At 69.3% G+C, this 12,232-nt stretch carries 13 protein-coding genes; 6 read left to right on the forward strand and 7 right to left on the reverse strand.

Translation table 11 applies throughout. The features are described 5' to 3' along the window. Window positions 1-16: 16 nt before the first annotated feature. Window positions 17-217, reverse strand: a complete 201-nt coding sequence (locus tag RWN05_RS03960) for a hypothetical protein (RefSeq protein WP_064295136.1) — start codon at window positions 215-217, stop codon at window positions 17-19. Window positions 218-499: 282 nt separating this feature from the next. Here RWN05_RS03960 and RWN05_RS03965 point away from each other — a divergent pair, with 282 nt between their 5' ends. The 5 genes from RWN05_RS03965 to RWN05_RS03985 all read left to right on the forward strand — a co-directional run bounded on the left by RWN05_RS03965 (window position 500) and on the right by RWN05_RS03985 (window position 5,307). Continuing rightward, on the forward strand, window positions 500-952 hold the full coding sequence (locus tag RWN05_RS03965; RefSeq protein ID WP_079002294.1) for a single-stranded DNA-binding protein: 453 nt from the start codon (window positions 500-502) through the stop codon (window positions 950-952). Between the two features lie 22 nt (window positions 953-974). Then, window positions 975-1,499, forward strand: a complete 525-nt coding sequence (locus RWN05_RS03970) for a DUF6993 domain-containing protein (protein ID WP_240555748.1) — start codon at window positions 975-977, stop codon at window positions 1,497-1,499. Between the two features lie 105 nt (window positions 1,500-1,604). Next, window positions 1,605-3,050, forward strand: coding sequence for an amino acid permease (locus tag RWN05_RS03975; RefSeq protein ID WP_314138637.1), 1,446 nt, complete (start codon window positions 1,605-1,607; stop codon window positions 3,048-3,050). A 13-nt stretch (window positions 3,051-3,063) separates the two neighbouring features. After that, a complete protein-coding gene (ettA, locus tag RWN05_RS03980) occupies window positions 3,064-4,746 on the forward strand; it encodes an energy-dependent translational throttle protein EttA (RefSeq protein ID WP_064295137.1) in 1,683 nt (560 codons plus the stop codon). 87 nt (window positions 4,747-4,833) lie between these two features. Then, on the forward strand, window positions 4,834-5,307 hold the full coding sequence (locus RWN05_RS03985; RefSeq protein ID WP_079002296.1) for a thioesterase family protein: 474 nt from the start codon (window positions 4,834-4,836) through the stop codon (window positions 5,305-5,307). Window positions 5,308-5,317: 10 nt separating this feature from the next. Here the strand turns inward: RWN05_RS03985 and RWN05_RS03990 are convergent, their stop codons facing one another. Continuing rightward, complete coding sequence (locus RWN05_RS03990) at window positions 5,318-6,190, reverse strand: acyl-CoA thioesterase II (RefSeq protein WP_240555750.1); 873 nt, start codon at window positions 6,188-6,190, stop codon at window positions 5,318-5,320. Window positions 6,191-6,316: 126 nt separating this feature from the next. Here RWN05_RS03990 and RWN05_RS03995 point away from each other — a divergent pair, with 126 nt between their 5' ends. Continuing rightward, window positions 6,317-6,997 (forward strand): hypothetical protein, encoded by a 681-nt coding sequence (locus tag RWN05_RS03995; protein WP_314138639.1) that lies wholly within the window; start codon window positions 6,317-6,319, stop codon window positions 6,995-6,997. Window positions 6,998-7,000: 3 nt separating this feature from the next. Here RWN05_RS03995 and RWN05_RS04000 read toward each other — a convergent pair whose 3' ends face one another. From RWN05_RS04000 to RWN05_RS04020, 5 genes are all read right to left on the reverse strand, one after another. Then, on the reverse strand, window positions 7,001-8,683 hold the full coding sequence (locus tag RWN05_RS04000; RefSeq protein WP_314138640.1) for an FAD-binding dehydrogenase: 1,683 nt from the start codon (window positions 8,681-8,683) through the stop codon (window positions 7,001-7,003). Between the two features lie 55 nt (window positions 8,684-8,738). Continuing rightward, window positions 8,739-9,143, reverse strand: coding sequence for a globin (locus RWN05_RS04005; RefSeq protein WP_314138817.1), 405 nt, complete (start codon window positions 9,141-9,143; stop codon window positions 8,739-8,741). A gap of 20 nt (window positions 9,144-9,163) precedes the next feature. After that, window positions 9,164-10,171 (reverse strand): mechanosensitive ion channel domain-containing protein, encoded by a 1,008-nt coding sequence (locus RWN05_RS04010; RefSeq protein WP_314138641.1) that lies wholly within the window; start codon window positions 10,169-10,171, stop codon window positions 9,164-9,166. A gap of 81 nt (window positions 10,172-10,252) precedes the next feature. Next, on the reverse strand, window positions 10,253-10,927 hold the full coding sequence (locus RWN05_RS04015) for a response regulator transcription factor (protein WP_064295144.1): 675 nt from the start codon (window positions 10,925-10,927) through the stop codon (window positions 10,253-10,255). After that, window positions 10,924-12,213, reverse strand: coding sequence for a histidine kinase (locus RWN05_RS04020; protein ID WP_314138642.1), 1,290 nt, complete (start codon window positions 12,211-12,213; stop codon window positions 10,924-10,926). Before RWN05_RS04020 ends, RWN05_RS04015 begins: the two co-directional genes overlap by 4 nt. Window positions 12,214-12,232: the final 19 nt, after the last annotated feature.

Below are 12,232 nucleotides of genomic sequence, written 5' to 3' on the forward strand. Positions count from 1 at the left end.
GCGGGAGGGTCGTCGTTCAGTTGCGGAAGGCGTCGATGGCGACCGCGAGATCGCTGAAGCTGCCCAATGGGGCGTACCCGAGGACGGCCGGTCGGAACCGGTTGGCCCGGTACTCCGGAACGCCGTCCGCTCCGACGGCCTCGATGTTGCCGAGCACGCGGCCGTCGGGGGTCGTCACGCGCCAGTAGCCGGGACGGATGCTCAGGGCGTTGGGCATGGGACTCCTCGTGCGTCGTTGGGGCGATACCGGACTGGGACTGCCGGCTGGTACTCGTCAGCGTATGCGGGGCCACCGACATCGGCCCTGGTCGGAGCGGAGCGAGGGTCCTCCACAGCGAGGTGCGCGGTTGTGGACATCGACGAGGGCCGCCCGGCTCGACACGGGGCCTATGGAATCGGTGAGGCTGGCAGCGCGTCCGGGGTGGCGATCGGCACGGACCCGCCCCGGACGCTTCGTCGATCCACCGCCAGGATCGTCGGACCGACAGGAGAGGAACCCATGAACGACCAGATCACCGTCTGCGGACACGTCGCGACAGACCCCAAGCACCATCGCACGACGTCCGGGTTGGACATCACCAGTTTCCGCCTGGCGTCGCAGCAACGTCGCTACGACCAGAAGCAGGGTTCCTGGGTGGCGCAGGAGACGAACTGGTACACGGTGAGCGCCTTCCGTGGATTGGCGACCGCCTCCGCCGCATCGATCGTCAAAGGACAACGTGTGATCGTGCTCGGTCGGCTGCGGATCCGCGACTGGGAGCAGGGTGAGCGACGAGGAACGTCGGTCGACATCGAAGCCGATCACATCGGGCCCGACATCGGCTGGAAGCCGAAGGGGGCCGTCGAGTCGCCGGTCGGAGCTGGGGCGAGTCCGGCGTCCGCCGCATCCGAGTCGACCGGATCCGGAACCGGGGAGTGGGCGTCGGCGTCGCCGCAGGACACGCCGTTCTGACGCGCCACGTAGACTGCTCGACGTGCAGAAGAGCCTCCGCGACCGCCCCGCCTCAGCCGTCACCTCGATCCGTCGCCGCTCGTCGATCGCCGGCGTCCGGGCCGGCGTGGTGCTCGGCCTGCTCGGCATCGTCGTGACGGGTTGCACCCAGCCCGCTCCCGAGCCGACGGCCACGCCGAGCCAGACGCCGACCGCCACTGAGACGGCTCCGGCGGCACCGGTGCTGCTCCCCGAGGGCACCGCCACCGACAACCTGCCGTTCTTCGACGCGGTCAACGCCGCCACGCTCGCCGCAAACCCCGCCGCTGGCGGCCAGGCGATCATCGACGGTCTCGTCGCCGCCGGCTTCCCGAAGGCGGAGATGGAGGTCTCCTCGGACACGACGAGCATCGGCGAGCCGGCCGACTCGATCCAGTTCGCCATCCGGTGGCAAGGACAGTGCATCCTCGGGCAGAACGGGCCGGCGACGGGATACCACTCGTCGGTGGTGTCGCAGCTCGACACCGGGCGATGCCTCGTCGGGGTCACCCGCGCGATCGACTGGTAGAGCCGCTGACCACTCCCGGGCTGGTGCAAGCAGTGAGCATGCCATAACCTGACATTTCAGATATCGCCACCTCCTGGGTGGCTCGATCCGGAATCGAGGGCCCGCATGACCGCCAACCCATCACCTGGCGGGGAACCTGCCACCGAGGCCGTCTTCCTGGCCGACGGACGTCTCGCCGTCGCTCCGGCGGCGCTGGCGCACACGCTCAAGCCTCGTCACCTGGCGCTGCTCGCCCTCGGTGGCATGATCGGCGCCGGGCTCCTCGTGGCGTCGAGCACGGCGATCCTCGCAGCGGGGCCCGGCGTGATCCTCGCGTACGCCCTGGCCGGCGTGGTCGTGGTGCTCGTCATGCGCATGCTGGGGGAGATGGCCTCCGCGTCGCCCGAGACCGGGTCGTTCTCCGCCTACGCCTCGCGATTCATCGGACCCTGGGCCGGTCTCGCGATCGGATGGCTCTACTGGTGGTTCTGGGTCGTGGTCGTCGGCATCGAGGCGACCGCCGCAGCGCAGATCGTGAGCCAGTGGGTGCCAGGTCTCCCGCAATGGATCCCGGCGCTCGTCATCACCGTCGCGTTCCTCGCCGCCAACCTCGTCTCGGTGAAGTCCTTCGGTGAGTTCGAGTTCTGGTTCTCGTCGATCAAGATCGCGGCCGTGATCCTGTTCATCGCGCTCGGATCGCTCATCATCGTCGGCGTCGTCCCGACCGAGACGGCGACCGTCGCCAACCTCGCTCCGACCGACGGGGGCTTCCTGCCGTTCGGCATCGGCGGCGTCCTGGCGGCCCTGCTGCCGATCATCTTCTCGATGTTCGGTGCCGAGGTCGCCACGATCGCGGCAGGAGAATCGGTGGACCCGAAGGGTGCCGTCCGGCGAGCGGTGAACTCGGTCGTCTGGCGGATCCTGCTGTTCTACATCGGCTCGATCCTGGTCGTCCTCATCGTGGTGCCGTGGACGGAGATCACGCCGGGGATCAGCCCCTTCGTCACCATGCTGCACGCCGCCGGGATCCCCGGTGCCGGGGTGGCGATGGACATCATCGTCTTCACAGCCCTGTTGTCGACGCTCAACGCGTCGCTGTACACGGCGTCGCGCATGCTGTTCTCGCTCGGGGGCCGCGGGGAGGCTCCGCGAGCGGTCCGCGCGACGACGCGAAGCGGCACGCCGGCGGTCGCGATCCTGTGCTCGGCCGTCGTCGGGCTCGTGTGCGTCCTGTTGAACTACCTCGCACCGGACGAGGTCTTCACGTTCCTCGTCAACTCCACCGGCGCGATCGCGATCTTCGTGTGGATCGTGATCGCCGTCGCCCAACTGCGCAGCCGACGGTTCGACCAGATCTCGGCGTCGGAGAGCTGCGACCGCGTCGGCGGGATCCGCATGTGGGGACACCCGTGGCTCACGGTCATCGTCGTCGTCGCGCTCGTCGCGCTGCTGGCGTCCATGTTCTTCGGCGGACCCGCCCGGCTCCTCGAGGTGACGACGAGTTGCGCGATCGCGGCGGCGGCCGTCGTCGCGGGCGTCGTCGTGCAGCGCAGACGGCGGGTCCGGCCGTAGACTGGACGGCGACATGGCTGAATACATTTACTCGATGGTCCGCGCCCGCAAGGCGGTCGGCGACAAGCTCATCCTCGACGACGTGACGATGGCGTTCCTGCCCGGAGCGAAGATCGGCGTCGTCGGCCCCAACGGTGCCGGTAAGTCCACGATCCTGAAGATCATGGCGGGGATCGACACCCCCTCGAACGGCGAGGCGAAGCTCACGCCCGGCTTCAGCGTCGGCATCCTCATGCAGGAGCCGGAACTCGACGAGGACAAGACGGTGCTCGAGAACGTCCAGGAGGGCGTCGGCGAGATCAAGGGCAAGATCGACCGGTTCAACGAGATCTCGCTCGCGATGGCCGAGCCCGACGCCGACTTCGACGCCCTGCTCGCCGAGATGGGCGTGCTGCAGGAGGCGATCGACGCCGCTGACGCCTGGGACCTCGACTCGCAGCTGGAGCAGGCGATGGACGCCCTGCGCTGCCCGCCGTCCGACGCCACGGTCGCCCACCTCTCCGGTGGTGAGAAGCGTCGCGTCGCACTCTGCAAGCTCCTCCTGCAGAAGCCCGACCTCCTGCTCCTCGACGAGCCCACCAACCACCTCGACGCCGAGAGCGTGCTCTGGCTCGAGCAGCACCTCGCTCAGTACGCGGGCGCCGTGCTCGCCGTCACCCACGACCGGTACTTCCTCGACCACGTCGCGGAGTGGATCTGTGAGGTCGACCGCGGCCGCCTGTACCCCTACGAGGGCAACTACTCGACCTACCTCGAGAAGAAGGGCGAGCGCCTCAACGTCCAGGGCAAGAAGGACGCGAAGCTCGCCAAGCGCCTCGCGAGCGAACTCGAGTGGGTCCGCAGCAACGCGAAGGGCCGCCAGGCGAAGTCGAAGGCGCGTCTCGCTCGCTACGAGGAGATGGCGACGGAGGCCGAGCGCACCAGGAAGCTCGACTTCGAGGAGATCCAGATCCCCGCCGGTCCACGACTCGGCTCGACGGTCCTCGAGGCCAAGAAGCTCGAGAAGGGCTTCGACGGACGCGTCCTCATCAACGACCTCTCCTTCAGCCTCCCGCGCAACGGCATCGTTGGCATCATCGGCCCCAACGGTGTCGGTAAGACCACGCTGTTCAAGACCATCGTCGGCATCGAACCGCTCGACGCCGGCGAGCTCAAGGTCGGCGAGACCGTGAAGCTCTCCTACGTCGACCAGTCCCGCGGGGGCATCGACCCCAACAAGACGCTCTGGGAGGTCGTGTCCGAGGGGCTCGACTACATCCAGGTCGGCAACCAGGAGATCCCGTCCCGCGCCTACGTGTCGACGTTCGGATTCAAGGGCCCGGACCAGCAGAAGAAAGCGGGTGTCCTCTCCGGTGGTGAGCGCAACCGCCTGAACCTCGCGCTGACGCTCAAGCAGGGCGGCAACCTCCTCCTGCTCGACGAACCGACCAACGACCTCGACGTCGAGACGCTCTCGAGCCTCGAGAACGCACTCCTCGAGTTCCCGGGTTGTGCCGTGGTCATCACCCACGACCGGTGGTTCCTCGACCGCATCGCGACGCACATCCTGGCGTACGAGGGTACCGAGGAGAACCCGTCGAACTGGCACTGGTTCGAGGGCAACTTCGAGTCCTACGAAGAGGACAAGATCAAGCGCCTCGGACCGGACGCGGCCAAGCCGCACCGCTCCGCCTACCGCAAGCTCACGCGCGACTAGGACTCGTGCGAACGGCCCATCGGCTTCTGCCGGTGGGCCGTCGTCCGTTCACGACCCGTACGTCCCCGACCCACGGAGGGCCCAGCAATGACCAGACTCCACGTGCCGATCCCACTGCGGTGGGGCGACCTCGACGCCTTCAACCACGTCAACAACGCCTCGATGCTCAAACTGCTGGAGGAGGCGCGTGTCCGCGTCTTCTGGATCCCGACGCTGGCGTCGGAGGACGTGCCGCCGACCGCGGTCATCGACGCGAGCGTCGAGGCCGAGACGCTGACGCTCGTGGCGCACCAGGAGATCGAGTACCTGGCCCCGATCCCGTACCAGCGCGATCCGCTCGACGTCCAGCTCTGGATGGGCAAGATCGGCGGGGCCAGCCTGCAGGTCGCGTACGAGGTGTACTCGCCGCTGGGCGGGGCATCGCAGACGCTGTACGCCCGAGCCTCGACGACGGTCGTCATGGTGGACGCCAAGACCCTCAAGCCGCGCCGGATCTCGGACGTCGAACGTGCCGCATGGGAGCCGTTCCTCGAGGATCCGATCGAGTTCTCGCGACGCTGAGCGACCCCGGTCACCGAGGCTTCGGGAATCGCACCATGCCCTCCTGGGCGACGCTCGCGACGAGGCGACCCGCCCGATCGTAGATGCGCCCGAGGGACAGACCTCGCCCGCCGGTGGCGCTCGGGGAATCCTGCAGGTAGAGCAGCCATTCGTCCACGCGCGCGGGACGGTGCCACCACATGGCGTGGTCGAGACTGGCGATCTTGATGCCGGGCGTGGCCCACGGAACGCCGTGACGACGGAGCACCGGCTCCAGGATCGTGTAGTCACTCGCGTAGGCGAGCGCGGCACGGTGCAGCGCCGGGTCGTCGGGCAGGTCTTCGATCGTCTTGAACCACACCGCTTGCCGGGTGGTCCGCTCGCCCTCCACCCGGAGGTAGACGGGGGAGCCGACGTGTCGGAGGTCGAAGGGGCGTCCCGTCGCCCACGCCTCGGCCGCCGGGTGGTCGATCCCGCTGAGGAGCTCGGCGGCTGACGGGAGCGTCTCCGGGTCCGGGATCCCGTCGGGCAGCTCGATCTGATGCTCCGGACCCTCGTCCTGGGTCTGGAAGGACGCGATCATCGAGAGGATCGGCACCCCGTTCTGGTAGGCCTGGGTGCGCCTGGTGGCGAACGAGCGTCCATCGTGGATGCGGTCGACCGCGAAGGTGATCGGCAGGTCGACGTCGCCCGGTCGGAGGAAGTACCCGTGCATCGAGTGGATGATGCGCTCGGCGTCGACGGTCCGGGTCGCGGCGACGACGGACTGGGCGAGCACCTGACCACCGAAGACCCGCCCCTGTGGCATCCATTGCGACGGACCGGTGAAGATGTCCTCGTCGGTCCGGACACCGGGAGCACTGAGGTCCAGCGCGGTCAGCAGGGAGTGGATCGGTTCCTTCACGCGAACACGCCTTTCATCCGGGGGTCGAGGCTCGGTCGTCGATGCCCGACCCGACCCGCCGAGTCTATCCAGGCCCCGGCGGCGCGGTGCCGGAGCGCACGCGGCGGTGGCGTAGATTGAGAGGAGATGTCCACCACCTTGCAGCTCCTCGACGCCACCTCGCTCGCCGACCTCCGCACCTTCCTCGCACGCGCCGCCCGGATCGACGACTCCGGCGTGCGACTCCTGGCCGCCGGGGACGTCTTGGCGGTCTCCGCTCCGGTGCTACACCCGCAGGGTCTGCTCGACCGGAGTCCGACGATCATCGGGATGCGTACCTTCGCACTCGCCGAACCCGCCACGGCCGACGTGCTCGCGACCCCGCGTGAACTCATCGACCGCATCGTCCGCACGCTCGGCGGCGTCGCTCCCGAGGACCTGGTCGCGGATGCTCGCGAGACCGTGCCGCTCGAGCTGCCGCCGTCCACGAGGACGGCTCCGTGGGTCGGACAGGCGCCGCCGCGTGGCGGCTGGGAACGCGCGGGCGACGTGGACACCATCGAGCTCGAACTCGTCGCAAGGACCGGGGCCTCGGAGATCGCCGAGACGCTCCCCACAGCGGTGGGCGATCAGATCGTCCAGAAGGTGCGGTCGCAGGTCTGGTCCCGGCCCCTCGGCGACGGCCACGGACTCCCGACCGGTGCCGCGTTCGCCGCGGTGGGCCTCGGCTTCATCGCCGAGCCGGAGCGTGCGGCCGTCTTCCGCTCAGGCGGATGGGTCCGCTTGAGCACCCGACGCGGGCATGTGCTCGCGGGTGCCGTGTCCTGATCCTCAGCCGGCGGCCATCGCGCGGCCGGCGGTCCGACCGCTGAACAGACAGCCGCCGAGGAAGGTCCCCTCGAGCGCGCGATAGCCGTGGATCCCTCCACCGCCGAAGCCGGCCGCCTCACCGGCGGCGTAGAGACCGGGCACCGGGTTCCCGTCGGGACCGAGGACCCGGCTCGCGAGGTCGGTCTCGAGCCCACCGAGGCTCTTGCGGGTCAGCACATGCAGCTTCACCGCGATGAGCGGTCCGGCCTTCGGATCGAGGAGCCGGTGCGGTGCGGCGACGCGGATCAGTTTGTCGCCCCGGTAGGAGCGGGCACCGCGGAGCGCCGTGATCTGCAGGTCCTTCGTGAACGGGTTGTCGATCTCGCGATCGCGGGCCTCCACCTCGGCGATGACGTTCGCCGCATTGATGGGCGTCTCCGGGCTCAGCTCCTGCATGCCGGCGACCAGCTCGGTGAGCGTGTCTGCGACGACGAAGTCAGCGCCGTGTTCCTTGAACGCCTCGACGGGGCCGGGCGCTCCCGGACCGATGCGCTTCGCGAGCAGCCCGAGGTCCTTCCCGGTGAGGTCGGGGTTCTGCTCGCTCCCCGACAGCGCGAACTCCTTCTCGATGATCCGCTGGGTCAGCACGAACCAGCTGTGGTCGTGGCCGGTGGCACGCAGGTGCGCGAGGGTACCGAGCGTGTCGAAGCCCGGGAAGAGCGGCACCGGGAGCCGCTTCCCGGTCGCGTCGAACCAGAGCGACGACGGCCCCGGCAGGATCCTGATGCCGTGCTGCGGCCAGATCGGATCCCAGTTGGTGATGCCTTCGACGTAGTGCCACATCCGGTCGCCGTTGATGAGATGCCCGCCCGCACGCTCGCTGATCGCCAGCATGCGTCCGTCGACGTGCGCGGGGACACCGGAGAGCATGGTCGTCGGCGGCGTCCCGAGCCGGGCCGGCCACTGTTCGCGGACGAGGTCGTGGTTCCCTCCGATGCCACCGCTCGCGACGAGCACCGCGGGCGCCCTGCACGAGAACTCGCCGACGACGTCGCGTGAGCTCGGAGCACCGCGCTCGGCATGCGACGGGGCGAGCACGGAGCCGCGCACGCCGACGACCGCGCCGTCCTCGGTGAGCAGCTCGTCCACGCGGTGCCGGAAATGCGCCGACACCGTGCCGTCCTCGACGCCGGCGCCCACCCGTCGGACGAAGGGCGCGACGACACCGGGTCCGGTGCCCCAGGTGATGTGGAAGCGGGGAACGGAGTTGCCGTGGCCGATGGCGCCGTAACCGCCCCGTTCCGCCCAGCCGACGACCGGGAAGAACCGCACGCCCTGGTCGTGGAGCCAGGCGCGCTTCTCGCCCGCGGCGAAATCGAGGTACGCCTCTGCCCAGCGCTTGGGCCAGTGGTCCTCGGGACGGTCGAACGCTGCTGCGCCGAACCAGTCCTGGGTCGCGAGCTCGAGTGAATCACGGACGCCGAGGTGGCGCTGCTCGGGGGAGTCGACCAGGAACAGGCCGCCGAACGACCAGTGCGCCTGGCCACCGAGGTTCGACTCCGGCTCCTGTTCGAGCAGGATGACCCGCTTGCCGGCATCGATGAGCTCTGCGGCGGCGACGAGCCCGGCCAGCCCGCTGCCGATCACGATCGCGTCGGCCTCGGTTCGATCGGCGGACGGATTGGGAGGGACGGCTGCTGGCATCTGTTGACTCCTTCGGCACGGACGTGCGTCCGATCCTACGACCGCGCGGCCGGAATCAGAGGAGACTGCGGCGCGGTGCCCCTGGATCCTCGTCGAAGGTGTTGACCATGGCGTGGGCTGCCCGCTCGAGGTAGTCCCAGAGCGTCGCCTCGTGCACCGGCGCGAGGTCGAGGCTGTCGACGGCGGCGCGCATGTGCAGCAGCCAGCGGTCGCGAGCGTCGGGGTTCACGTGGAAGGGCTGGTGCCGCAGCCGGAGACGCGGATGGCCGCGTTCGGCACTGTAGGTGCCGGGCCCGCCCCAGTACTGCTCGAGGAAGAGCATCAGCCGGTCGGCCGCCGGACCGAGGTCCTCCTCGGGGTACATCGGTTTCAGGACGGGGTCGCCGCCCACACCGCGATAGAACTCGTCGACGAGGGCCTTGAAGGTGGTGTGTCCGCCGACCTGCTCGTAGAAGGACATGCCCGGTGCCTGGGAGTCGGTCACTGCTGCCCTCTCGGGGGTCGCTTGGTCTTCGGCGCCCGTGGCGGGACCACCGTGGTCGGGTGGGTGCGCGGGGGACGCGAACCGGTCACGCTTGCGGCACCCTCGAAACCCGAGAGGACGATGCTGTTGAGCGACGGCAGTTTGACGTCCATCTCGTCGACGGCCCGCTTCAACCGCATCCGCAGTTCGCGAGCCACGTCGTCCTTGGCACTCGTGCGCGTCTTGATGACGAGGCGGATGACGAGGGCGTCGCCCGACATCGACTCGAGACCCCACAGTTCGGGCTTCTCAAGGATGCGGGAGCGCCACTTGGGGTCGTGGGCGAGTTCGTTCGCCGTGTCGAGCATGCGCTCCTGGACGGCCTCGACGTCGGTGTCGTACGGGATCGCCAGGTCGATGATGACCCGCGACCAGCCCTGCGACATGTTGCCGACCCGCAGGATCTCGCCGTTGCGGACGAACCAGAGCGTGCCGTTGACGTCGCGTACCTGGGTGATCCGGATGCCGACGGTCTCGACGACGCCGGTGGCGGGCCCGAGGTCGACCACGTCGCCCACGCCCAGTTGGTCCTCGACCACCATGAACAGGCCGTTGAGGATGTCCTTGACGATGTTCTGCGCGCCGAAACCGAGACCGGCGCCGACCGCTGCCGTCAGCAGGGCGAAGGAGCCGATGATGCTCGAGTCGATGACGTTGACGACGAGGATGGCCGCGACGATGACGATGGTGACGTTGACGATGTTGCTGAGCACGGTGCCGAGGGTCCGTGTGCGTTGGACGAGTCGGACGGCGGCCAGCGGCGAGGCGAGCAGCGATTGCGTGTCGGTGACGTCGGCGCTCTTCTTGACGCCACTCACGATGCGGCCCACGACGCGTCGGATGACGAATCGGAGCACCCATGCGGCGGCGAACGCCAGGCCGATCACGATCACCACGCCGATGATCTTCCACCCCGCCGTCCAGAGGAAGGCGGTCACGTCAGGCCAGATCTCATCCCAGTTCATATGGGCCCCAGTGTATCGAGCGACCCGGAGTGAACCGTGTGAGCCGCCCGAGTGCGAGCCGGACGGTGCCTGCGTGGACGGTCATGGACGCACGAGTCCGTGCTTGTAGGCGAAGATGACGGCCTGCACGCGGTCGCGCAGCTGCAGCTTCATGAGCACGCGACCGACGTGTGTCTTCACCGTCGACTCGGAGAGGACGAAGTGGGCGGCGATCTCCGCGTTGCTCAGCCCCTCCGCCATGGCGACGAGGATGTCGTGCTCCCGCGGTGTCAGCTCGGCGAGTTCTGCGGCCGAGCCGTCCTCGGCGGCCGCGGGGGTGCCGGGGAGGGCCGTCGCGAAGAGTTCGAGCATCCGCTTCGTGATGCGGGTCGAGACGGCGGCGTCGCCGGCGTGGACCGCACGGATCGCGGACGTCAGCTCGTTCGGCAGGGCGTCCTTCAGCAGGAAGCCGCTCGCGCCGGCCCGCAGCGCTCCGAAGGCGTACTCGTCGAGGTCGAAGGTCGTCAGGATGATGATGCGACTGTCCGGGTTCGCGGCGACGATCCTCCTGGTCGCCTCGATCCCGTCGAGTCCCGGCATCCGGACGTCCATGAGGATCACGTCCGGCCGCAGGGTGGCGGCGAGGAGGATCGCCTCGGCGCCGTTCGAAGCCTCACCGACCACGTCCAGATCGTCCTCCGCGCCGAGCACGAGACCGAATCCGAGCCGGATGAGCTGTTGGTCGTCGACGAGCAGGATGCGGACGGGATCGGTCATGGTGTGGTTCCTCGTGGTTCGGTGGTCGGCGGAGACGTTCTCGTCGGACGTGGTTCCAGTGGCAGGACGGCATGGACGCGCCACAGTCGATCGCCGACGGCTCCGGCGGTGACCTGACCCCCTTGGAACGCGACGCGTTCGCGGAGGCCCAGCAAGCCCTGGCCGGCGCCGAGCGACGGCGCGTCCGGAATGGACCCGTCGTTCTCGACGATGAGCTCGAGGTGCTCGTCGTCGGTGGTGATGACGACGTCGACGCGCTTCGGCCGCTCCGAGTACCGCAGCGCGTTCGTGAGGGCCTCCTGCGTGATGCGGTGCACGGCGAGCAGGATCGACGGGTCGTCCGTCGACGGCCCGGAGGCGGTGAGGGCGACCGGCAGACCGAGTCCGCGGAAGGTCTCGACGAGCGCGGGAATCGACGCGGCGTCGGGTTGCGGAGCGAGGGGCGCGCTGCCCGTCTCACGGAGGACCCCCAGCATGCGTCGCATGTCGACGAGGGAGCTCCGGGCGGCGTCGGTGACAGCGGTCATGGCGGATCGGGACGCCGTCGGGTCCTTCGTCGCCAGGGCCCCCTCGCTCAGTGCGACGATGACGGTGAGACTGTGGGAGACGATGTCGTGCATCTCGCGGGCGATGCGGGTCCGCTCGGCGACGGCGGCGAGCTGGGCCTGCTGGTCGCGCTCGCGGGCCAGCTGTGCCGCCCGATCGACGAGGGCTTCGACGTACCGCTTGCGATTGCCGACGTTGATCCCGATCAGCAGCCCGAAGAGCGCGAAGAGGACGACCGAGATGATGGTCTGCTGCGGCTCTCCCGGTGCGTGTGGCGCGGCCCAGGGCAGGAAGGGGGCGAGGACGGCGACGATCGCGGCGGCGGCGAAGGCCTGCCAGCCCAGTGCGACGGTCCGGTACACGGCCACGGAGTACAGCAGGATCGGCACCGCGAACGCGTCGACGCCCACCGTCTGCGCGACTGAGACGAGCCCGACGACGATGACGAGCACGGCCATCGCGAGCGGACGCCGTCGCCTGAGCAGGACGGCGAGCGTCGTGACGCCCACGATCGCGACGGCGAGGGCGATGCGACCGGGCTGGGCCGCCAGGTCGACGTCGAACCACTCGACGGTGCTGACCGAGAGCGCGACGAGCAGGTACCCGGCGGCGATGAGCGAGTCGGCGGTCCACGGATGCCTCGACCACCAGCGTCGGACGACCCCGGGCGGGCGCGGGAGCATCAGTGCGGCTTCCGTCGCGGCCCGGTCCGGGGCGGAGGAGGGCTTCCGAGCGGTCACGACGAGGACGACCCTGAGG

The organism is uncultured Plantibacter sp. (assembly GCF_963518075.1).
GTDB classification, from domain to species: domain Bacteria; phylum Actinomycetota; class Actinomycetes; order Actinomycetales; family Microbacteriaceae; genus Plantibacter; species Plantibacter flavus_A.